Source organism: Streptomyces sp. NPDC087300 (assembly GCF_044744425.1).
In the GTDB taxonomy this organism is placed as follows: Bacteria; Actinomycetota; Actinomycetes; order Streptomycetales; family Streptomycetaceae; genus Streptomyces.
The window spans coordinates 1-21,471 of the sequence record NZ_JBIUYI010000022.1 but is presented as its reverse complement, the minus strand read 5'-3'; the positions used below and the strand labels follow the sequence as shown (position 1 = coordinate 21,471).

At 72.1% G+C, this 21,471-nt stretch carries 18 protein-coding genes; 12 read left to right on the top strand and 6 right to left on the bottom strand.

The genetic code is table 11. The features are described 5' to 3' along the window. A complete protein-coding gene (locus ACIO9J_RS42645; protein WP_402011076.1) occupies window positions 1-1,110 on the top strand; it encodes a hypothetical protein in 1,110 nt (369 codons plus the stop codon). 122 nt (window positions 1,111-1,232) lie between these two features. Here ACIO9J_RS42645 and ACIO9J_RS42640 read toward each other — a convergent pair whose 3' ends face one another. Beyond that, a complete protein-coding gene (locus ACIO9J_RS42640; protein ID WP_402011073.1) occupies window positions 1,233-2,354 on the bottom strand; it encodes an epoxide hydrolase family protein in 1,122 nt (373 codons plus the stop codon). A 310-nt stretch (window positions 2,355-2,664) separates the two neighbouring features. Between ACIO9J_RS42640 and ACIO9J_RS42635 the strand changes: the two genes are divergently transcribed. Then, window positions 2,665-3,915 (top strand): MFS transporter, encoded by a 1,251-nt coding sequence (locus ACIO9J_RS42635; protein ID WP_402011071.1) that lies wholly within the window; start codon window positions 2,665-2,667, stop codon window positions 3,913-3,915. Here the strand turns inward: ACIO9J_RS42635 and ACIO9J_RS42630 are convergent. Together ACIO9J_RS42630 and ACIO9J_RS42625 are read right to left on the bottom strand one after the other, a co-directional pair. Next, window positions 3,838-4,413 (bottom strand): rhodanese-like domain-containing protein, encoded by a 576-nt coding sequence (locus ACIO9J_RS42630; RefSeq protein WP_402011069.1) that lies wholly within the window; start codon window positions 4,411-4,413, stop codon window positions 3,838-3,840. The genes ACIO9J_RS42635 and ACIO9J_RS42630 overlap by 78 nt on opposite strands. A gap of 82 nt (window positions 4,414-4,495) precedes the next feature. Then, entirely contained in the window at window positions 4,496-6,130 is a 1,635-nt protein-coding gene (locus ACIO9J_RS42625) for an FAD-dependent oxidoreductase (RefSeq protein WP_402011067.1), read from the bottom strand. Between the two features lie 302 nt (window positions 6,131-6,432). Between ACIO9J_RS42625 and ACIO9J_RS42620 the strand changes: the two genes are divergently transcribed. After that, the gene (locus ACIO9J_RS42620; RefSeq protein WP_402011065.1) at window positions 6,433-8,121 is read left to right on the top strand and encodes a nitronate monooxygenase; all 1,689 of its coding nucleotides are present in this window, start codon (window positions 6,433-6,435) and stop codon (window positions 8,119-8,121) included. A 49-nt stretch (window positions 8,122-8,170) separates the two neighbouring features. Here the strand turns inward: ACIO9J_RS42620 and ACIO9J_RS42615 are convergent, their stop codons facing one another. Further along, window positions 8,171-8,920, bottom strand: coding sequence for an oxidoreductase (locus ACIO9J_RS42615; RefSeq protein WP_402011063.1), 750 nt, complete (start codon window positions 8,918-8,920; stop codon window positions 8,171-8,173). Window positions 8,921-8,985: 65 nt separating this feature from the next. On the opposite strand from ACIO9J_RS42615, the gene ACIO9J_RS42610 reads away from it, so the two are divergent. Both ACIO9J_RS42610 and ACIO9J_RS42605 read left to right on the top strand, forming a co-directional pair. Then, complete coding sequence (locus ACIO9J_RS42610; RefSeq protein WP_402011062.1) at window positions 8,986-9,960, top strand: LLM class F420-dependent oxidoreductase; 975 nt, start codon at window positions 8,986-8,988, stop codon at window positions 9,958-9,960. A 13-nt stretch (window positions 9,961-9,973) separates the two neighbouring features. Continuing rightward, entirely contained in the window at window positions 9,974-11,686 is a 1,713-nt protein-coding gene (locus ACIO9J_RS42605) for an AMP-binding protein (protein ID WP_402011060.1), read from the top strand. Window positions 11,687-11,732: 46 nt separating this feature from the next. Here the strand turns inward: ACIO9J_RS42605 and ACIO9J_RS42600 are convergent, their stop codons facing one another. Further along, window positions 11,733-12,893, bottom strand: a complete 1,161-nt coding sequence (locus tag ACIO9J_RS42600) for an acetyl-CoA C-acyltransferase (RefSeq protein ID WP_402011058.1) — start codon at window positions 12,891-12,893, stop codon at window positions 11,733-11,735. A gap of 45 nt (window positions 12,894-12,938) precedes the next feature. Here ACIO9J_RS42600 and ACIO9J_RS42595 point away from each other — a divergent pair, with 45 nt between their 5' ends. The 3 genes from ACIO9J_RS42595 to ACIO9J_RS42585 are packed head-to-tail and all read left to right on the top strand — an operon-like array spanning window position 12,939 to window position 16,679. Further along, window positions 12,939-14,159, top strand: coding sequence for an acetyl-CoA acetyltransferase (locus tag ACIO9J_RS42595; RefSeq protein ID WP_402011056.1), 1,221 nt, complete (start codon window positions 12,939-12,941; stop codon window positions 14,157-14,159). Further along, on the top strand, window positions 14,149-15,672 hold the full coding sequence (locus ACIO9J_RS42590) for a carotenoid oxygenase family protein (RefSeq protein WP_402011054.1): 1,524 nt from the start codon (window positions 14,149-14,151) through the stop codon (window positions 15,670-15,672). Before ACIO9J_RS42595 ends, ACIO9J_RS42590 begins: the two co-directional genes overlap by 11 nt. A gap of 11 nt (window positions 15,673-15,683) precedes the next feature. Further along, window positions 15,684-16,679: a winged helix-turn-helix transcriptional regulator gene (locus tag ACIO9J_RS42585; RefSeq protein WP_402011052.1), complete on the top strand. Its 996-nt coding sequence runs from the start codon at window positions 15,684-15,686 to the stop codon at window positions 16,677-16,679. A gap of 49 nt (window positions 16,680-16,728) precedes the next feature. On the opposite strand, the gene ACIO9J_RS42580 is transcribed toward ACIO9J_RS42585, so the two are convergent. Further along, window positions 16,729-17,568, bottom strand: a complete 840-nt coding sequence (locus tag ACIO9J_RS42580) for an SDR family oxidoreductase (protein ID WP_402011050.1) — start codon at window positions 17,566-17,568, stop codon at window positions 16,729-16,731. Between the two features lie 92 nt (window positions 17,569-17,660). Between ACIO9J_RS42580 and ACIO9J_RS42575 the strand changes: the two genes are divergently transcribed. The 4 genes from ACIO9J_RS42575 to ACIO9J_RS42560 all read left to right on the top strand — a co-directional run bounded on the left by ACIO9J_RS42575 (window position 17,661) and on the right by ACIO9J_RS42560 (window position 21,261). Beyond that, window positions 17,661-18,032 carry a winged helix-turn-helix transcriptional regulator gene (locus ACIO9J_RS42575; protein WP_402011048.1) on the top strand — a complete coding sequence of 124 codons (372 nt, stop codon included), beginning with the start codon at window positions 17,661-17,663 and terminating at the stop codon, window positions 18,030-18,032. Window positions 18,033-18,237: 205 nt separating this feature from the next. Beyond that, a complete protein-coding gene (locus ACIO9J_RS42570) occupies window positions 18,238-18,807 on the top strand; it encodes a snapalysin family zinc-dependent metalloprotease (RefSeq protein ID WP_402011047.1) in 570 nt (189 codons plus the stop codon). Window positions 18,808-18,880: 73 nt separating this feature from the next. Then, on the top strand, window positions 18,881-19,366 hold the full coding sequence (locus tag ACIO9J_RS42565) for a GNAT family N-acetyltransferase (RefSeq protein WP_402011045.1): 486 nt from the start codon (window positions 18,881-18,883) through the stop codon (window positions 19,364-19,366). A 158-nt stretch (window positions 19,367-19,524) separates the two neighbouring features. Then, window positions 19,525-21,261, top strand: a complete 1,737-nt coding sequence (locus ACIO9J_RS42560) for a chitinase (protein WP_402011043.1) — start codon at window positions 19,525-19,527, stop codon at window positions 21,259-21,261. Window positions 21,262-21,471 lie beyond the last annotated feature (210 nt).

Here is a 21,471-nt window from a genome sequence, read left to right as displayed (position 1 = left end):
ATGGCACGCCGACTTCTCCTCGCCGCTCTCGCCGCGGTCCTCGCCATCGCCCTGGCCGTCGTCACGTCGGCCGCGGCGGAGCCGGGCACCTGGCAGCACGTTCCCGTCCCGGCCCAGGTGCGCCCCCAGGCCGCCATGAACGAGGCCGTGGCGTTCGGGCCGAAGAAGGCCTGGGCGGTCGGCACCGACGCGGTGGGCCGCTCGGCACCCGGCTTCCCGCTGCTGTTGCGCTGGGACGGCGCCGCGTGGCAGCGGAAGGGACTGCCGGGGGCCGACTGGCAGGGCGAGCTGCTGTCGATCGCCGCGGCCTCGCCGACCTCGGCCTGGGCGGTGGGCCGTGACGTGGCGGGCGCCGCCCGCCTGCTCCGCTTCGACGGCCGGTCCTGGACGGAGAGCCGCCCGCCGCGCGGGGTCCTGCTGGACAGGGCCGTCGCCGGTGGCGGTGAGACCTGGCTGATCGGTTCGCGGGACGGCGCGCAGGTGCTGCTGCGCAGAGACGGTGGCGTCTGGCGTGACGTGCCGGTGCCCCCGGGTTCCGTGTACGGGCTGCACGTGCTGGCCGCCGACGACGTCTGGGCCGCGGGCGCCACCGGATTGGGCGCGGCGGTCTCGCACTGGGACGGAGCGGCCTGGCAGCAGACGATCGTGCAGGGCTTCCCACGGGCTGCCGTGAGCAGCGTCCTCGCGGTGTCGCCGACGGAGGTGTGGGCGGGCGGCACGGACGGATTCGTCGGCGGTCCTCCCGGACGGCCGATCCCGCCGCTGCTGGTCCACTTCGACGGACAGTCGTGGAACCGGGTGGCGGTGCCCACCACTTTCGGCTCGATCAACTCCCTCGCGCCCTCCTCGTCCGGCGGCCTCGGCTGGGTCGCGGTGGCCCGCTCGCAGAAGCTGGGCCCGCCGGGCGGTCCGCCCCTGATTCCCGGGCCCGACTTCCTCTCCTGGGACGGGCAGGCGTTCACCGAGCACGACGAACCCGCGGTGGCGGGGGAGGGCGAGTCCTTGGCGCTGCGGCTCGTGCCGGTACCGGGCACGGCGACGGTCTGGTCGGTGGGCCGTGCCGAGGGCCCGAACGGCACGTTCGCGCCACGCATCTTGCGGTTCGGGTGAGTGCTGCCTCTGAACTCCGGTCGTGAGGTGCGTATGGCTGGATGATCTGTTGGGTGGTGCTGGCAGTACTGCTGGGAGCCTGGCGACCCGGTGACGATGGCAGCGCCCGCGTCCCGCCGCCATCAACGGAACAGGCGGAAGAACCCGCGCACCTGCTCGACCAGCGACTCCGGCTGCTCCAGCGCGGCGAAGTGCCCACCGTGCGGGAGCTCCTCGAACCAGCGCAGGTCGGTGAACCGCAGCTCGGCCTCCCGCCTCGACGGGCGGGTCAAGTCGCACGGGTAGACCGAAAGGCCGGATGGCGCGGTCACCTTGTCCCGGAAGTTGGCGAAGCCCTCCCAGTACAGGCGCGCCGACGACGTGGCCGACGCGGTGAACCAGTAGACCGAGATCTCGTCGAGGATCGCCTGCCGCGGCAACGCGTCCTCGGGACGGCCGTCGTGGTCCGTCCACGCCCAGAACTTCTCGGCGATCCAGGCGGCCTGCCCCGCCGGGGAGTCGGTGAGGCCGTAGCCGAGCGTCTGCGGCCGGGTCGCCTGGATCGCCGAGTACCCCCGGCCGGTGCGCCGCATCTCCTTCTCGGCCTCGAGGTTCGCCAGCTCCGCGGCCGTCGGGTCGTCGAACGTGCCCGCCGCCACGGATCCCAGGTTCACGTGCACGCCGGCGACCCGCTCGGGCGCCACCTCGCCCAGCGCCCCGGACACCGCCGAACCCCAGTCACCGCCCTGCGCGCCGTACCGTTCGTAACCCAGCGAGACCATCAACGTGTCCCAGGCGCGCGCCGTGCGAGTGATGCCCCACCCGGTCGTGGACGGCTTGTCACTCCAGCCGTATCCGGGCAACGACGGCGCGACCACGTGGAACGCGTCCGCCGGGTCACCCCCGTGCGCGCGCGGGTCGGTGAGCGGGCCGAGGACCTCCAGGAACTCGAGCACCGAACCCGGCCACCCGTGCGTGAGCACGAGCGGGAACGCGTCCGGCTCCGGCGAGCGGACGTGCAGGAAATGGATGCCAAGGCCGTCGATCGTGTCGCGGTACTGCGGGAAAGCGTTCAGCCGCTCGGCGAACCCGAAGTCGTAGTCCTCGGCCCAACTGCGGCAGAGCTCCTGCGCGTACGCCAGCGGCAGCCCCTGCGACCAGTCGTCCACGGGCTCGCGCTCGGGCCACCGGGTCCGTCGCAATCGTGCACGCAGGTCGGCGATCTCGGCTTCGGTGACGCTGACCTCGAACGGCTCGGCGGACATGGCAGGACTCCTTACTGGGCACGGCGTTATCGGCTCGGATGCGGGTGGACCGTCATCGCAGGCTCCCACGCGTGGCTCATCCTGGCCGCGCAACGGGCAGAGAAACAGGGGGCGTTCCAGCGGCGGCGTCCCCTAGGGCCTGTCCGATGGGTCGGCGCGGCGTCGCGGCGTCTGGCACGCACGCTCGCCGCGTTGCCGACATGTCCTAGTAGCTCCGCTACGAGGACATCCCGGCGCCTTGCGATCGCACGCACCAGACGCCGCTCCTTGCTCCACGCCGACCCATCGGACAGGCCCTAGGTTTCCTCCCATGGCTTCATCCGGCGAGCCCGAGGACCGAGGTGCCGAGGCGCGGCCGCGCCTGGTGACAGGGGCGTTGATGCTGGCCACGGTGGGCGGCGAGTTGATGACGCCCTGGCTCGCGACGCGCTGCGGTCACCGCGTGCTGCTGGGCGCGGGCCTGTTCCTGCTGGGTGCTCCGGCGCTCGTCCTGACCGTGTCGCGCAGCATGGAGTGGATCGTCGCGGTGTGCCTCGTGCGGGGGCTCGGCTTCGCCTTCACCGTGGTGGCGGGCGGCGCCCTGACGGCCTCGCTGATCCCCGCCGAGCGCCGCGGGGAGGGCCTTGCCCTGATCGGCGTCGTGGTCGGAGTGCCGTCGCTCGTGGGCCTGCCGCTCGGATCCTGGCTGGCGGCGCATTGGGGGTACGGCCCCGTGTGCACGGCGGCCGCCCTTCTCGCGCTGCTCTCCATCGCAGCCGTCCCGGGCCTGCCCGGTCGGGAGGCGGCTCAGGGGCCACCGCTGGGGGTCGTCGTGGGGGCCCGCTCCGGCGCGCTCGGCCGCCCCACGGCCGTCTTCGCGCTGACGGCCGTGGGCGCGGGGGTCGTCGTCACGTTTCTGCCGCTCGCCCTGGCGCCGGGTTCCTCCGCGGTCGTCGCCGTGGCGCTCTTCGTGCAGCCCGCCGCGGCGACGGCATCCCGGTGGCTCGCGGGCCGCCGCGCCGACCGGCGCGGCGCCTCCGGCCTCGTCGTACCCGGTCTCGTCGTCTCGGCCGCCGGCATCCTCATGATCGCCCTCACGGGTGTCCCCGTCGCGGTCGTCGCGGGCGCGGCGGTGTTCGGGTGCGGCTTCGGCATCGCGCAGAGCGCGACCATCACCCTGATGTACGCCCGGGTCCCGCCCTCCGGGTACGCGACGGTGAGCGCCCTGTGGAACGTCGCCTACGACGCGGGCATGGGCATCGGCGCGGTCGGTTTCGGCGCGGTGGCGGCACTGACCGGCTATCCCTGGGCCTTCACCCTGACCGCGCTCCTGATGCTCACGGCCCTCGCCCCGGCCTGGTGGGACCGTACGACGGCACGCACCCGGCGTACGACGACCGCAGAGGCGCGCACCCGACGTACGACGACCCGAGAAGCGCGCACCCGACCTGCGGCGACCGACCAAAAGCAAGGGCCGGGCAGCGCGCCCCCGGTTCCGCCGAGGTCAGCGGCGCAAGGCCTCCCGAGCGGAGTCGAGGGCCACCGGCGAGGTCCGGTTGAGGGGGAGGCGTCCCAGGAGTGAGGCCATGCCGCAGGTGCCGCTGACGGCGGAGTAGACCAGGCCGCCCGCGATGGCGACGGAGAGGAGCCGGGCACGCGGGGCCCGCAGCCCCAGGGCGAGACCGCCGAGGACGAGGGCCCCTGCGGTGAAACGGACCTGACGGTCCATCGCCCACACCTGGCGGCCGCCCGGCTCGGCCGAGGTGCTGACGGGCCTGCCCGCCGCGTGCCAGGCGGTGGTGCCGCCCGCCAGGCTGAGGGCCTCGACGCCGGCCCCTGCCAGCTGCGCGCAAGCGGTGAGGGAGCGGGGCCCGGCGGCGCACACGACGGCCAGGCCGCGCCGGTCGGCCGCCTGGCGCAGTTCCGGCAGCAGCTCCTGGACGGAGTCGAGGGGGATGTTGACCGCGCCGGGCACGTGGCCCTGCGCGTATTCGACCGCGGACCGGACGTCGATGACGAGGATGCCCTCGTCGATGCGGGATTCCAGCTCGGCCGGGGTGAGGGGACTGCCGAAGGTCATGGGCTTCTCTTCTGTTCGCTGACTTCTGCCGAGGGCAGCTGTCGTCGGGTGGGTGGGGCGAGGGGCGCGCGGCCGGGCAGGTTCAGGCGGCGATGGGGGAGGGCTGTGCCGCCGCCCAAGTGGCGTAGCCGCCGCTGAGGTTGGCCGCGGTACGGCCGAGCTGGGTGAGCAGGCGCGCGGCGGTGTGGCCGCGCAGGCCCTGCTGGCAGTAGACGATCAGGTCACCGGAGGGGAGGTCGGCCGAGCGGTCGCGCAGTTCGTCGAGCGGTACGTGGATGGCTCCGGGCAGGGCGCCCGACGCGTGCTCGGCCGGGGTGCGGACGTCGACGACGACCGTGCCCTGCCGTTGGGCCTCGGCCGCCTCGTGCCACTGGACGAGCCGGTCGGTGCCGGTGGCCGCGTTCTCGGCGATCATGCCCGCCAGGTTGACGGGGTCCTTGGCGGAACCGTACGGAGGCGCGTAGGCCAGCTCCAGGTCGGCGAGTTCGGTCACCGTGAGGCCCCCGGCCATGGCGGTGGCGATGACGTCGATGCGCTTGTCCACCCCGTCGGCGCCGACCGCCTGGGCGCCCAGGATGCGCAGGTCGTCGGGGTCGAAGAGCACCTTCAGGGCGATCGGGGCCGCTCCGGGGTAGTACCCGGCGTGCGAACCGGGGTGCAGATGGACGGCCTGATGGCGGCGCCCTGCGGCGCGCAGCCGCTTCTCGTTCCACCCGGTGGCGGCGGCGGTACGGCCGAAGACCTGCACGACCGCCGTCCCGGCAGCCGGGCGCGCGGCGACGGAGCGTCCGGCGAGGAGGTCGGCGACCAGCCGGCCGTGCCGGTTGGCGAGGTTGGCCAGCGGGATGAGGACCGGCTCGCCGGTCAGGGCGTCGCGCTTCTCGGCCGCGTCACCGAGTGCGTGGATCCGCGGGTCGCTGGTGCGCAGCCGCTCGTCGACGGCGATGCCCCCGCGCGGGCCCGTCTCCAGGCCCGCCGCACGGGCGAGCGCGGTGTCGGGGCGCACACCGATGGCGAGCAGGACCAGATCGGCGGGCAACGTGCGCCCGTCGGCGAGATCCACCGCGTCCGGGGACACCTTGACCAGCTGGGTGCCGAGCTCCACCCGCACGCCGTGCGCGCGCAGTTCGGCGGTGAGAGGGCCCGCCATCTCCGGGTCCAGCGGCGGGAGCACCTGGCCGGCGAGTTCGACGAGCGTCACATCGAGGCCGCGGGCCCGCAGGTTCTCCGCCGCTTCGACGCCGATGAACCCGCCGCCGACGACCACGGCGGTACGGACCCCCTCGGTCAGGTCGGCGACGATGCGGTCCACGTCGGTCACGTCGCGCAGGGTGCGGGCGCGCTCGATGCCGGGCAGATCGGGGACGAAGGGCCGCGCGCCGGGGCTCAGGACCAGCGAGTCGTACGCCTCCTCGTACTCGCGTCCGGACTCCAGATCGCGGACCCGGACGGTACGCGCCTCGCGGTCGATCGCGACGGCCTCGCTGCGCACGCGCACGTCCAGCCGGAAGCGGGTGTGCAGCGCCTCGGGCGTCTGTACGAGCAGCGCGTCCCGCTCCTCGATGACGCCGCCCAGGTAGTAGGGCAGTCCGCAGTTGGCGTAGCTGACGTGGGCGCCGCGCTCGAGCACGACGATCTCCGCGTGCTCGTCGAGGCGACGCAGCCGGGTCGCGGCGGACATGCCACCCGCGACTCCTCCGATGATGACGACCTTCATGCGCTTCTCTCCAAGATCCGGACTCGGGCGATACCCCCTCCGGTATCCAACAATACGGTAGGGGGTATTTGAACTGCGTCTTCATACGAGGAGACGTGGATCTCACCCCGACGCTCCGATGCGGTCCCGCGCCCGCGCCGCCGCCGCGACACGGGGTCCAAGAGCCGCCGCGAGGTGGTCTTTGGTCACCATCAGTCGGGCCTTTCGCCGCACGATCCTGGGGGACCGGTGGCCAAGACTGGGCTCCTGGCCAAACCTACGGAACCGTAGGTTGTGGAGCTCGAGCAGCGAGGTGGCGCGGTATGCCGATGGTCACGATGGACGGTGAACTGCCCCAGGTCATCCAGGGCGGGATGGGTGTCGGTGTCTCCGGCTGGCGACTGACCCGAACGGTCAGCGAGGCCGGGCAGCTCGGCGTCGTGTCGGGCACGGCGCTCGACGCGCTCCTGACGCGACGGCTCCAGCTCGGCGACCCGGAAGGCGGCGTGCGCCGCGCCCTCGCCGCCTTCCCCGTACCGGAGTTGGCGGCCGCGGTCCTGGACCGCTTCTACGTCGAAGGCGGCATCGGCGACGGGGAGCGCTTCCGCGCACAGCCGCTGCTGCGGGCCGAACGCGGCGAGCCCGCCGAACTGCTCACCGTGCTCGGCAACTTCGTGGAGGTGTGGCTCGCCAAGGAAGGCCACGAAGGACCGGTCGGCATCAACTACCTGGAAAAGATCCAACTGGGCCTGGCGCCCGGCCTGTTCGGTGCGATCCTCGCCGGGGTGGACTGCGTCCTGGTGGGCGCCGGCGTCCCCGGGCACGTACCCGAACTGGCGCGGCGGCTCGCGCGGATGGAGCCGGTGAGCGTACGCGTCCGACTCGACGGCGCGGACGAGGACTGGGACCACCGCTTCGACCCGGTCGCACTACTGGGCCGCACGGGTCTCGCGGCGGAGCGGAATGAGGGCTGTCAGTGCGGGGGCGGGGGAGACGGGGAGGGGTGCGGCGGGGCGGCCACGGAGGAGGGGGCGGGGCGGATACAGGACGTGCGGATCGAGGCGTTCGCGCCGGGCGCGGAGCCTGCTACTCCAGCTGCTGAGCCGCAGTTCTCCCCAGCCGCCGAACCGCTCGATCCGGCTGCTGGGCCACGCGTCGCGAGGGCTGAACCCCTCCCTCCGAACTTCACCGGCTCCTTGCGAAGGCCGCACGTGCTCGCCATCGTGTCTCTGCCGCTGCTCGCCACCTACCTCGCCCGCGACGACGCCACGACCCCCGACGGCTTCGTGATCGAGACCCGTGGCGCGGGCGGTCACAGCGCTCCGCCGCGCGGTGCCATGAAGCTCGACGCGCAGGGCGAACCGGTCTACGGGCCGCGTGACCATCCCGACCTCGCCAAGATGGCGGCGCTCGGCATCCCCTTCTGGCTCGCGGGCGGCGTGGCCCACCCCGATCGGCTCGCCGCGGCACGGGCCGCGGGCGCGGCCGGTGTGCAGGTGGGCAGCGCGTTCGCGCTCTGCGAGGAGTCGGGCCTGGAGGCCGGCCTGCGCGAAGAGCTGCGGACCCGGGCCCGCGCGGGAACGCTGCGGGTGCGCAACGACCCGATGGCGTCGCCCACCGACTTTCCTTTCAAGGTCGCGGAGCTGCCGGGCACGCTCTCGGACCCCGACGTGCGCGCGAGCCGCCGCCGCGTGTGCGACCTCGGCTACCTGCGCGCCCCCTACCGCACCACCAAGAGTGCGATCGGCTACCGCTGCCCCGCCGAGCCGGAGGCCGCGTTCCGCCGCAAGGGCGGCACGGCCACCGACACCGAGGGACGCCTCTGCCTGTGCAACGGCCTCCTGGCCACGGTAGGCCTCGGCCAGCGCCACCCCCGAGGCCGCGACGAACCACCGGTCGTCACGCTCGGTCAAGACCTGGACTTCCTGGCGGAGTTGAGCCCGGACGGCGGGCCTTATGGTGCGGTCGAGGTGCTGGACTGGCTGACCGGCAAGGGCAAGGGACCGGCCTAGAGCCGTCGACGCCCGGCGGTATGGCGAGCCGACACGTGTGAGCCAGTCATCAGGCCCTCGCGAGCGCGACGTCGTAGTACCGGGCGAGCGCCGCCTGTGCCCCCGAGCCCTGTGCGGTGACGATTCGCTGGAAGCGGGCCGAGCGCAGGTCGCCGGCGACCAGGAGTCGGGGGTGCTGGAGTTCGGGCGGGCAGTAGCCGTCCAGGCCCCGCTTGAGGCCGTCCAGGGCGGCGGGGGAGTTGCCCAGGTTGGACAGGACCGTGGCGGCGAGGTAGCGGCGCTGCTCGCCGTCCCGATGCGTGACGGTCAACTCCGGCCGTCCGTCCGCCTCTTCGGCGATCTCGACGTGGGAGATCCGCATCACGTTCACGCGCGGATCGTCGGCGATCTCGGCCGTCTTGTAGCCGTCCTCCGCCGGGCAGAGCACGTTCAGGTTCAGGCCCACACGCGGGTGTGCGCGCAGCCACGTGCCCAGGGGGCGGTCCGCGCCGAGCACATAGGTCACACCGTGCATGCCGGCGGGCGCCGTCCGCCACAGCGGCGGCGGCAGGAACCCGTCCGGGGCGGCGATCCAGGCGCTGTCGGCGGGGGTGCGCGCGGTGACACCCGTGGCGATGACCGCCGCGTCCGCCGTACGCGTCGTGGCGTCGGCGAGCTCGATGCCGACCCCCGCGGCGTGCCCGGAGACGGCCGTCACCTTGCCCCTGTCGAGCTTCAGCCGGTGGGTGGCGACCGCCCGCTCGACATCGCTCCGCAGGGCCGCGGCGAGGTCCGGGCCCGTCTCCCAGTTCCCCGGCAAGTGACGTGGCGTCAGTGGGTCCCACCCACTCCCCGAGTAGCTTCGTTTATTGTAGTTTGCCGTCCATGACTCCCGCGCTGTCGGCGACGCCCGGCTACTGGCAGGACCGTCCGCCCGCGGAATGGGCGCCCATGGTGGAGGCCGTCGAACGGCTCGGATACGGCGAGTTGTGGCTCGGCGAGATGGCCACGTACGACGTCTTCGCGCTGGCCACCGCTGTGGCCGCGCGCACCGCGCACATCCCTCTCACCCTCGGCCCGCTCGCCGTCGGCGTGCGCGACCCCGTCTCGATCGCCCGCGGCGTGGCGTCGGTTGCCGAGCTCACCGGACGCCGCGTCGACGTCGCTCTCGGCACGGCGAGCCCGGTCGTCGTCGGCGAATGGCACGGGCGGCAGCGGGCGCGGTCCGCCACGGTGTTGCGGGAGTCGGCGACCGCACTGCGCGGGCTGCTGGACGGAGGGAAGGCCTTCTTCGAGGGGGAAACGGTGCGCACCCGGGGTTACCGCCTGCGGTTGCCGCCACCCCGATCCGCCCTGAGCGTGGCCGCGTTCGGCCCGGCCGCCGTACGCACCGCCGCCCTGCACGCGGACCGGATGGTGCTCAACCTGATCACCCCGGCCTCGGCCGCGAAGCTCGTACGGGCTATGCGCGCCGCCGCGGCCGACGGCGGCCGCCGGGCACCGCGCGTGGCCGTGTGGGCGACCGCCGCGGTCGGCCCCTCGCCCGCCGCGGTGGAGCAGTTGCGCAGGGGAGTGGTCGGCTATCTGGCCGCCCCCGGGTACGGGGAGATGTTCACGGAGGCCGGCTTCGGCGACCTCGTCGCGTTCGCCAGGACCCGCCCGCACCCCCGCGAGCTCCTGAAGGCCGTGCCCGCGGCGGCGGTCGGCGCCGTCGGCCTCGTCGGCGATCCGGGCGCCGTCCGTGCCCGCCTGGCGGAGTACGCGGCCGCGGGTGTCGACGAGATCGTGGTCGTGCCCGCAAGCACCGACGACGACCCGGGCGGCGTGCGCACGCTCACGGCCGTCATGTCACTCACCTGAGGAGGCGGTACGGATGGGACGGAGTCCGGGAGTTCAGGGGAGCCCGAGGGCGCTGCGGGATTCCGGCGGGCCGAGGCGACTGCATCCGCCCGAGCGGGTCGCGGCGTACACGGCGAAGGGGTGGTGGGGCACGGACACCCTCGACGGGCTTTTCCGTACCCGCGTCAAGGAGGCCCCTGCCAGGCTCGCGGTCGTCGACCCGCCGAACAAGGAGAGCCTCGTCGGGCGCCCGCCGCGCCGCCTCACCTGGGCCGAGCTGGACGCCGAGGTGGACAGGACCGCCGCCGTCCTCGCGCGGCTCGGCTGCACCGCGGGGCACGTCCTCGGCGTCCAACTCCCCAACACCGTCGAGCAGGTGACGCTCTATCTGGCCTGCTGGCGCATCGGCGTCATCGTCTCGCCGATGCCGATGCAGTACCGCGAGCACGAGACCACCCAGCTGGCCCGCCTCGCCGACTTCGACGCGTACGTCACCGTGGACCGCTTCGGCGATCGCGCTGTCGCCGCCGAGGCCACCGTGCTCGGCGTACCCGTCCTGGCGTACGGCGCGGACGTGCCGCCCCGGGTGATCTCCCTGGACGAGGAGCTCGCAGGGACGACGCACCGCCCCGCACCGACCCACGAGGCCCACCCCAACGACTGCGTGAGCATCTGCTGGACGTCCGGCACCGAGAGCGCCCCCAAGGGCGTGCCGCGCTGCCACAACGACTGGCTGGCCATCGCCACGGTCTGTCACGAAGCGCCCCGCATGACGTCGCAGGACGTGCTGCTCAATCCGTTCCCGATGGTCAACATGGCGGGATTCGCGGGTCTCTTCCTGCCCTGGCTCCAGGTCGGCGGCGTCCTCGTGCAACACCACCCCTTCGAACTCCCCACGTTCTTACGGCAGATCGCCGAGGAGCGCGTCACCTACACCGTCGCCGCGCCCGCCCTCCTCACCATGCTGCTGGCCCGCGAGGACCTGCTCGACTCGGTGGACCTGTCCTCGCTGACCCGGATCGGTTCGGGCTCGGCGCCGCTGTCCGCTGCGATGGTGCGCGGCTGGCAGGGCAGAGGGATCGGCGTCATCAACTTCTTCGGCTCCAACGAGGGCGCCGGAATGCTCACCGATCCCTACGACGTGCCCGACCCCGAGCAGCGAGCCCGCTACTTCCCGCGCTACGGCGCCCCCGGCGTGACCTGGTCGACCCGCGCCTCCACCTGGACCAGGACGCGGATCGTGGACCTCGACACCGGCGCGGACATCACCGGTCCTGGCCGTCCCGGCGAGCTTCGCGTCAAGGGGCCGCAGGTCTTCGCCGGCTATCTGAACGGCGCCGACCTGGCGGACCCGTTCGACGAACGGGGCTATCTCAAGAGCGGCGACATCTTCGAGATCGGCGGTGACCGGGGGCAGTTCATCCGCTATCTCGACCGGGCCAAGGACCTCGTCATCCGCGGCGGCATGAACATCGCGGCGGCCGAACTCGAAGCCCTCATCGCCACCCACCCCGCCGTCGCCGAGGTGGCCGTCGTCGGCACGCCCGACGAGGTCCTCGGCGAACGGATCTGCGCGGTCGTCGTCCCCGCCCCCGGTCACATCCCGACTCTGGATTCCGTCGTGGCGTACCTGCGCTCCCGCAGGATCGCCTCGTACAAGCTCCCCGAGCGCCTGGAGGTACGCGACGCGCTGCCGCGCAATCCGGTCGGCAAGGTCCTCAAACGCGAGCTGCGGAAGGGACTTTGACCAGCCCCGTCGGTCACGAATCCGTCGGGAACACCTCCAGGGCGACCTAGTCCGCGACCCGTTCGAGCAGCACGGCGACGCCCAGGCCCGCGGCGCCGCTCACGGCGGCCACGCCGTAGCGACCCTCGCGGCGCTCCAGCTCGGCCACGCAGTCGCCGGTCAGGATGGCGCCGGTGGCGCCGAAGGCGTGGCCCTTGGCGATGGTGCCGCCGCGCGGGTTGAGCCGGTCGGGACCCGCGTCCAGGTCGCGGCGGAAGCGCAGACAGAGCGCGGCGAACGCCTCGGCGAACTCGAACACGTCGATGTCGGCGGGGCGCAGACCCGCCTTGGCGATGACCTTCTCGACGGCCGTCTGGCCCGCGGTCAGCATGATCACCGGGTCGGTGGCGGCCGTCGCGGTGGCCACGATGCGCGCGCGGGGACGCATCCCCGCGCGCTCGGCGGCCGATCGGCTGCCCAGTACGAGGAGGGCGGCGCCGTCGGCGAGGGCGGGGGAGGTGCCGACGGTGTGGAGGTGACGGAGTTCTCCCGCCTCGGGGTGCGCGGCCAGGGCCAGGGCGTCCTGGTCGGGCAGGTCGGCGAAGGCGGGCGGCAGGTCGGCGAGGGCGGCCTGCGTGGTGTCAGGGCGGACCAGTTCGTCGTGGTCGAGGCCCGCGACGGGCACGAGCCCGGCGGGCCGGTCGCGGGCTGCCTTGCGCTGGGTCTCCAGGCCGTAGGCGTCGAGCTGTGCGCGGGTCCAGCCGTCCAGCGTGGCGTTGAGGTCGGCCGCGATGCCCATGTGGACCGAGCCGATGCGCCGGACCGTGTCCGGATCGGCGAACAGCGGCCCGTTGTCGCTGAACATCGGCACCCGTGAGGTGCTCTCCACCCCTCCGGCGACGGCGAGTCGGATGTCACCGGACGCGATCCGCGCGGCTGACTGGGCGACGGCGTCGATGCCGGACGCGCAGAAGCGGTTGAGCGTGACGCCGGGGACATCGCCCCAGTCGGCCAGGAGCGTGGCGGTACGGGCCAGGTTCGCGCCCTGGTCACCCACCTGGGAGGCCGTACCGATGACGACGTCCTCGACGGAACAGGGATCAAGTCCCTTTTCCCGCAAGGTGTTTTGCAGCGTGACGACCAACTGCACCGGGCTGACGCCGTGCAACGCCCCGCGCTTGGAGCCCTTGCCGCGCGGCGTGCGGACGTAGTCGAGGACGTATGTCATGTGAGCCCCTTCGCCGGTCACTCTGTTAGTTGTAGCATCGTCTCCATGGGCGTATGGGTACTGGGCGGAAAGCAGACGGACTTCGCACGCAACTGGGCTCGCGGCGGGCTGGAGTTCGCCGACCTCGTCAAGGAGGTGGTGGAGGGCACGCTTGAGGACTGCGCGGTGGCTGCGCAGGAGATCGACGTCATCCACGTCGGCAACGCGTTCGGGCAACTCTTCACCGGACAGGGCCAGTTGGGCGGCATGCCCGCGACCGTCCAGGAAGGGCTGTGGGGTGTGCCGTCCTCGCGGCACGAGGCGGCGTGCGCCTCCGGCGGGATCGCGGTCCTCTCGGCGATGGCCGATCTGGAGGCCGGGCGCTACGACTGCGCCCTCGTCATCGGCGTCGAGCTGGAGAAGACCGTGCCGGGTGACGTGGCGGCCCGGCATCTGGGCGCCGCAGCCTGGATCGGCCACGAGGGCCAGGACGCCGCCTTCATGTGGCCGCACATGTTCAGCGAGCTCGCCGAGGAGTACGACCGCCGCTACGGCATCGACGACCGGCACCTGCACGCGATAGCCGAGCTGAACATCCGCAACGCGCGCGCCAACCCTCTTGCGCAGACCCGGAAGTGGGCCTTCTCCGACGCGAGCTTCAGCGCCGACGACGAGGCCAACCCGCGCGTCGAGGGACGCCTGCGGCGACAGGACTGCAGCCAGATGACCGACGGCGGCGCGGGCGTCGTCCTCGTCTCCGACCGATGGCTGCGGCGCCATGAGCGGCGCCCGGCGGCAAGCATCACCGGCTGGGGCCACCGGACGGTCGGCCTGCCGCTGCACCGCAAGTTGGAGCGGAGCGCCGACCAGCCCTACGTACTCCCGCACGTCCGCCAGGCGGCCGTCGACGCGTTCGGGCGTGCGGAGATCGCGGACGTCGACGCGCTCGACGGCATCGAGGTCCACGACTGCTTCTCCATGTCGCAGTACATGGCGATCGACCACGTCGGCATCACCGCTCCCGGCGAGAGCTGGAAGGCCGTCGAGAGCGGCGAGTTGGAGATCGGCGGACGGATCCCCGTGAACCCGGGCGGCGGCCTCATCGGCGGCGGCCATCCCGTGGGGGCCACCGGAGTACGCATGCTCCTCGACGCCACCCGTCAGGTGACCGGACGCGCCGGTGACTACCAGGTCGAGGGCGCCCGGCGCTTCGGCACGCTCAACATCGGCGGAAGCACCACGACCACCGTGGCGCTCGTGGTGGAAGGAGCCAGTGATGGACGTTGAGGTCGTGGGCCGTGCCCTGTCGACCCTCCCCGAGGACGACGACCACCCCTACCGGACAGGGCCGTGGCGGCCCCAGACCACCGAATGGCGCGCGGACGACCTGGAGGTCGTCGAGGGCGCCATCCCCGACGACCTGGACGGCGTGTACCTGCGCAACACCGAGAACCCCGTCCATCCGGCGATCCGGCTCTACCACCCCTTCGACGGCGACGGCATGATCCACGTGGTGGGCTTCCGCGACGGCAAGGCGTTCTACCGCAACCGGTTCGTGCGCACCGACGGATTCCTGGCCGAACAGGCGGCAGGCGAGTCCCTGTGGGCGGGGATCGCCGAACGGCCCGCCCTCGCCAAGCGCCGGGACGGCTGGGGCGCCCGCACCCGCATGAAGGACGCGTCGAGCACCGACATCGTCGTGCACAACGGCACCGCGCTGAGCAGCTTCTGGCAGTGCGGCGACCTGTACCGCCTCGACCCGCTCACCCTGGACACGAGGGGCAAGGCCACCTGGGGCGGCGACTTCCCCTCCGACTGGGGCGTGTCCGCCCACACCAAGACCGACGACCACACGGGGGAGTTGCTGTTCTTCAGCTACGCGACCGAAGCCCCGTATCTGAAGTACGGAGTGGTGGACTCCGACGACCGGCTGGCCCACTTCGTGGACGTCCCCCTGCCCGGCCCCCGGCTGCCGCACGACATGGCGTTCACCGAGAACTACGCCGTCCTCAACGACTTCCCGCTCTTCTGGGAGCCCGACCTGCTCGCCCAGGGCAAGTACGCCTCGCGCTTCCACCGCGACCTGCCCAGCCGGTTCGCCGTCATCCCCCGGCGCGGGGACACCACGCAGATCCGCTGGTTCGAGGCCGACCCCACCTACGTACTGCACTTCACCAACGCCTACGAAGACGGAGACGAGATCGTCCTCGACGGCTTCCACCAGGGCTGCCCCGAGCCGCCCGACCCCAAGGGCGACGGCGTCTACCAGCGGATGTTCCGCTTCCTGGCCCTCGAACGCATGCGGACCCACCTGCACCGCTGGCGCCTCGACCTCACCACGGGCCGCGTCAAGGAGGAGCAACTCTGCGACCGCTACACCGAGTTCGGCATGATCAATCCGAGCCGCGGCGGACGCCCCTACCGCTACACCTACGCCGCCACCCAGAAGCCCGGCTGGTTCCTCTTCGACGGCATCGTCAAGCACGACCTGCACACCGGAACGGAGGAGCACTACGCGCTGCCCGACGGCGTCCACGGCAGCGAGAGCGCCATGGCACCGCGCGCGGACGCCCGCGGGGAGGACGACGGCTACCTGATTACACTGACCACGGACATGAACACCGATCGCTCCGAATGCCTGGTGTTCGACGCGTCCCGCCTCACCGAAGGACCGCTGGCCCGCGTACGCCTGCCGGAACGCATCTCGAGCGGCACCCACGCGACGTGGGCACCGGGCTCGGCGCTGCCGGGCTGGCGCGACCGTGACGCCCGCGAGGCCCCTGGGGCGATCGGTCTGTAGAGAGGAACCGCGTGGACGAGGTGACGCCGACCCGGCTGCCGGCGGGAGGCGCGAACGCCATCGGCGTCACCATGGGCCTCATCGGCGACGAGTGGACGCTGCTCATCCTGCGCTACGCCCACCAGGGCGCCCGGCGCTACGCCGACTGGCGCGAGCACCTGGCCATCTCCGACTCGGTGTTGTCCGCCCGGCTCACCCGGCTCACCACCGCCGGAATCCTGGAGCGCGACGCCTACCAGACCCGGCCGACCCGCTACGCGTACCGGCTCACCCGGCGCGGCCGCGAGCTCTGGCCGATCCTGGTGGCGATCTGGGCGTGGGAGTACCGCTGGGTGAGCGAACACGTCGAACACCTGCCGTGGATGCGCCACCGCGCCTGCGGCCACCCCATGGAGCCGCTGCTCGCCTGCGCGGCCTGCGGCGAGACCGTGCGCCCGCGCGACGTACGCAGCGAACTCGGCCCCAGCGGCGGCGAGGGGCGCTCGGTGCCGACCGCCGCCACCCGCCGCAGGTCCGCCTCCACGGGCGGCGCGGGTGCCGGACTCTTCCCCGAGACCATGGCCCTGATCGGCAACCGCTGGTCGGTGGCGCTCCTCGGCGCCGCGTTCCTGGGCGCCCACCGCTTCGGCGACTTCCAGCAACGCCTGGGCGCGCCCCCGACTATGGTGGCCGACCGGCTCCGCACCTTCGTCGGCCTCGGCGTCCTCGGCAGCGAACCCAGCGCCGAGCGGGCCGACTGGATCTCCTACCGCCTCACCGACAAGGGCCGCGCGTTCTTCCCGGTGATCATGACAGCGATCGACTGGGGCCAGCGCTGGTTCCACGCCCCCGAGGGCCCGGCCCTCCACTCCGTCCATCGCGGCTGTGGCGCCGTGTTCGAACCCTGCCTGATCTGCGACGACTGCGGTGAGACGCTGGGCGAGAACAGTGTGGTGGTGGTGACGCGGGAGGTCGCCGAGGACGTGGTGGAGGGCCGGAGCGGACGCGCTCACCCCGTGCGGCCATAGCCGCACGGGGGCTGCCTGGTTGAGCACCTGTCAGCGGATGAGGCGCATCTCAGCGGAAAGCGGCGAGGTTGCGGGCGACCCAGTCGTCGAAGGAGTGCGGGGGACGGCCCAGTACGCGTGCCACGTCCGGGCTGATCCGCATTTCTTCGGCGTTCGGGGAGGCGATGATGTCCAAGGTGTCGTCGGCGAGCTCCGCCGGCACGAACCGCGTCATCTCGGCCTTGGCCTCGTCGCGGGTGAGTTCGTTGAACCGCACGGGCGAGCCGAGCGCGTCGGCGATGACGACGGCCTGCTGACGCGGCGTGATGACCTCGGGCCCGGTGAGGGTGAACACCCCGCCGTTGTGCCGGTCCTCAAGCAGGCAGGCCGCCGCGACCTCGGCGATGTCCACCGGGTCGACGACCGGGACCCCGACATCGCCGAAGGGCGCGTTCACCGTCCCCTGCGTACGGAGGGACTCCGCCCAGGCGAAGGCGTTGGAGGCGAAGCCGCCGGGCCGCAGGACCGACCAGTCGATGCCGGAGTCGCGCAACGCGTCCTCCACCGCGCGCATCGCGACCCGCGAAGGGCCGAGTGGCCGGGTCGCCACGCCCTGCGAGGACAGCAGGACGACCCGTCGGACGCCGGAGGCCGCGGCCAGGCGGACGAGCTCGGCCGGCCTGGCCTCAGGGGCGTGCAGGTCGCCGGAGAGCAGGAGGAAGAGCGACTTCGCCCCGTCCAACGCCGCAGCGAAGCCCGCCGGTTCGGTGAGATCGGCCGTCACGTGACGGACCCCGTGCGGCACCGCCGCCGCACGGCGCGACACCGCCGTCACCTGCTCGCCCGCCTCGGCCAAAGCCTGCGTCAGGGGTCGGCCCACGTTTCCGGTAGCTCCGGTCACCACGATCATGTCCAGCTCCTCGTTCGTTGTGCGCTGAGGAAGTTGACGCTAGGAGACGGGCTTACTTTCCGTAAGGACATACCCAGAGGTAAGCTCCGGACATGAGTGAAGGCGCGCAGCTTGAGCAGGCCGAGTCGGGTCGCCCGTATGAGGTGTTTCACACCGACTGCCCCGCCCGCGACGTGGTCGACCACGTGACCAGCAAGTGGGGCGTCTGGGTCCTGATCTCCTTGCGGAGCAACGACCTTCGCTTCTACGAGCTGCGCGACAGCATCCAGGGCGTCAGCGAGAAGATGCTCGCCCAGACCCTGCGCGCGCTGGTCCAGGACGGTCTGGTCTGGCGGGAGGTCGAGCCGACGACGCCGCCGCAAGTCACCTATGGACTGACCGGGTTCGGCCAGGAGGTCGGCGAACCGCTCACAGACATGTTGGGCCGGATCACCGAGCGGCTGGAGCCGCGCGTCGCCGGATAGCGGGCCCGCGGGGAAGTTGACGGCGGAGAAAGTTGACGGCAAAGGGGCTGCTGCCGCGCGGACTTGACCATGTACCGTCACATTGCAACGTCGGCTCCCGGGAACAGCCTGATGTCCCGTCACTATCCTTGCCTTGGCGTGGAGTTCATGGATCGAGGCTGTCCGCCGTACGGAGTCGAGACCCTCCACAACCGAAAGGACAGCAATGCTGCACTTCAGACGGCTGGTCATAGCCGGCACTGCCGCAGCGGCCGCCCTGACCATGGCACCGGCGGCGAACGCGGTGTCCGCGACCGCGGGGACCTCGGCCGCCGTGGTGACCCTCCGCTACGACGACAGTCAGGCCAGGGGCTGGGAGACGGCGATCGCCGCCGGAGTCGCCTCGTGGAACAGCAACGTCGACAACGTCAAGCTGGTCGAGGCCCAGCCCGGCACCCGGGCCGAGATCCAGATCGTCGCCACCAGCGGCTGGCCGCAGGCCACCATCGGACCGGTGAGGCCGGGTGGCCGAGGCCGCGTCGAACTCGGCAGCCAGGCGGTCACCCAGGGGTACGACAAGACACGCATCGCCGCCCACGAGATCGGCCACAACCTGGGCCTGCCGGACACCAAGCCCGGCCCGTGCTCCCAGCTGATGTCGGGCTCCGCCGCCGGCACCGGCTGCCGGAACGCGGTGCCCGACGCGGCCGAGCAGTCCCGCGTCGAGTCCGCCTACGCCAACCGTTCCGCGGCGCGGACCCCGGACCGGGGCCGCCTGGTGGTGGACGCGCCATAGCTCCGAGAACGACCCCCCGTTACACCGATGCCCGGCCGTGACGCCCACGGCCGGGCATCCATACGCTGCGACGATGCACTCCATGGATGTCGAGAACCTCAGTGAACTCCGGGTGGATCGCGCGGACGCGTCGGACTGGGCAGCGCTGGCCGAGATCGATTCCGTCGCGGCGGCAGGCGACCAGGCGCGACGGGATGCGATCCGGCGCTGGTGCGAGAGCGGTGCGGTCCTCATGGCCCGAGACGCGTCAGGGCCCGTGGGCTACGGCGTGTTGGAGTACACCTTCTTCGAGCAGGGCCTCGTCACCATGCTGATGGTCGCCCCCAGTGCCCATCGCCGAGGCGTGGGCGCACGTCTCCTCGCGGCCGTCGAGACCGCGTGCACCACCGAGAAGCTGTTCACCTCGACCAACGTCTCCAACCACCCCGTGCAGCAGCTGCTGCGACGTGTCGGCTGGCACGCGGTCGGAATGCTCCACGGCCTCGACGAGGGAGATCCCGAACTCTTCTACCGCTGCCCGAGCGCACGACTCCGCGGGTCCACCGGCAGCGGCGGCTGACCGACGAACTCAGGCCGCGAGCGCACACCCAACTCGCTGCGGTGGGGAATGTCTCGCGCGAGGTATTGACAACTCGATTGGTCTGGACCAACTATGCGCACAGCAGCGGTGGCCACCGTCGTTCACTTTCGTCCTTCACCTCTTCCTGGAGGCATTCCGTGGACCGTGTACGTCAGGGCAGACTCGGTGTCCGCCGGAGATTCGGCGCGGTGATCGCTGTCGGTGCGGCTGCCGCGCTCGCTGTCACAGCGCTCGCCGCGCCCGCGCAGTCGGCGGACGCCAACGCGGGCAGTGTCCGAGCGGCGGACGTCAACGTCGCCAAGAACGCCGGGTTCGAGTCGGACCTCAGCAACTGGACCTGCGCCGCCAACAGCGGCGCCGCCGTCACGTCCCCGGTGCACGGCGGTGCGAAGGCGCTCAAGGCCACCCCTGCGGGCCAGGACACCGCCGAGTGTTCCCAGACCGTCGCGGTGAAGCCGAACTCGACGTACAAACTGAGCAGTTGGGTGCAGGGCAGCTATATCTACCTCGGTGCCCGCGGCACCGGCACCACCGACGTGTCGACCTGGACGCCGGGCACCTCGGCCTGGCAGCAGCTCTCCACCAGCTTCACCACCGGCGCGAACACCACGTCGGTCACCGTGTACACGCACGGCTGGTACGGGCAGAGCGCGTACTACGTCGACGACGTCAGTGTCTTCGGCCCCGACGGGGGCGGCGGCACCGACCCGGTGGAGATCCCGGCCGTACCGACCGGCCTCGCGGCGGGCGCGACGACGTCCACGACGGTGGACCTGTCCTGGACCCCGGTGTCCACGGCCACCGCGTACACCGTCTACCGCGACGGTACGAAGGTCGCCTCGGTCAGCGGCGCCTCCACGACCGTCACCGGCCTCACGCCGGAGACCACGTACAGCTTCCAGGTGAGCGCGTCGAACGCGGCGGGCGAGTCCGCCAAGTCGACGGCGGTGTCCGCACGGACGGGCAAGGGCGGCGGCGGAGACGGCGGCACGGTGCCCAAGCACGCGCTGACCGGCTACTGGCAGAACTTCAACAACGGCGCGACCGTGCAGAAGCTGCGTGACGTGTCGGCGCAGTACGACATCATCGCGGTCTCCTTCGCCGACGCCACCACCACACCGGGCCAGATCACCTTCAACCTGGACCCGGCCGTCGGCTACTCCTCCACCGCGGACTTCAAGGCGGACATCGCCGCGAAGCACGCCGCGGGCAAGTCCGTGATCCTCTCGGTCGGCGGTGAGAAGGGCACCATCTCGGTCAACAGCGACGCCTCCGCGACGGCCTTCGCGAACAGCGCCTACGCGCTGATGCAGGAGTACGGCTTCGACGGCGTCGACATCGACCTGGAGAACGGCCTCAACCCCACCTACATGACCAAGGCGCTGCGCCAGCTCGCCGCGAAGGCCGGCTCGAAGTTCGTCCTCACGATGGCGCCGCAGACCATCGACATGCAGTCCACGTCCGGCGGCTACTTCCAGACGGCGCTGAACGTGAAGGACATCCTCACGGTCGTCAACATGCAGTATTACAACAGCGGTTCGATGCTCGGCTGTGACGGCAAGGTCTACAGCCAGGGCAGTGTGGACTTCCTGACCGCGCTCGCCTGCATCCAGTTGGAAGGCGGCCTCGACCCCTCCCAGGTGGGCATCGGCGTCCCCGCGTCGACGCGCGCCGCGGGCAGCGGCTACGTCGCCCCTTCGGTCGTCAACAACGCCCTCGACTGCCTGACCCGCGGCACCGGCTGCGGCTCGTTCAAGCCGTCGAAGACGTACCCGGCCCTGCGCGGCGCCATGACGTGGTCCACGAACTGGGACGCGACGGCGGGCAGCGCGTGGTCGAACGCGGTCGGCCCGAAGGTGCACGGTCTTCCGTAGCGCACGGCTTTCCGTAGCACGGGGCCTTGCGTAGCGCACGGCCTGCCTTGGCTGATGAGGGAGTGAGCAAGGGAGTCGGTGGGGGGGGGGGGGGGGGGGGGGGGGGGGGGGGGGGGCGGCCCGCCCCCCCCCCCCCCCCCCCCCCCAAAGCGCCGCGGAGCGGCCGGGAATGTGGGTGAGCCGTGGCGGGGGCAGCAGCCACGGGGCTTG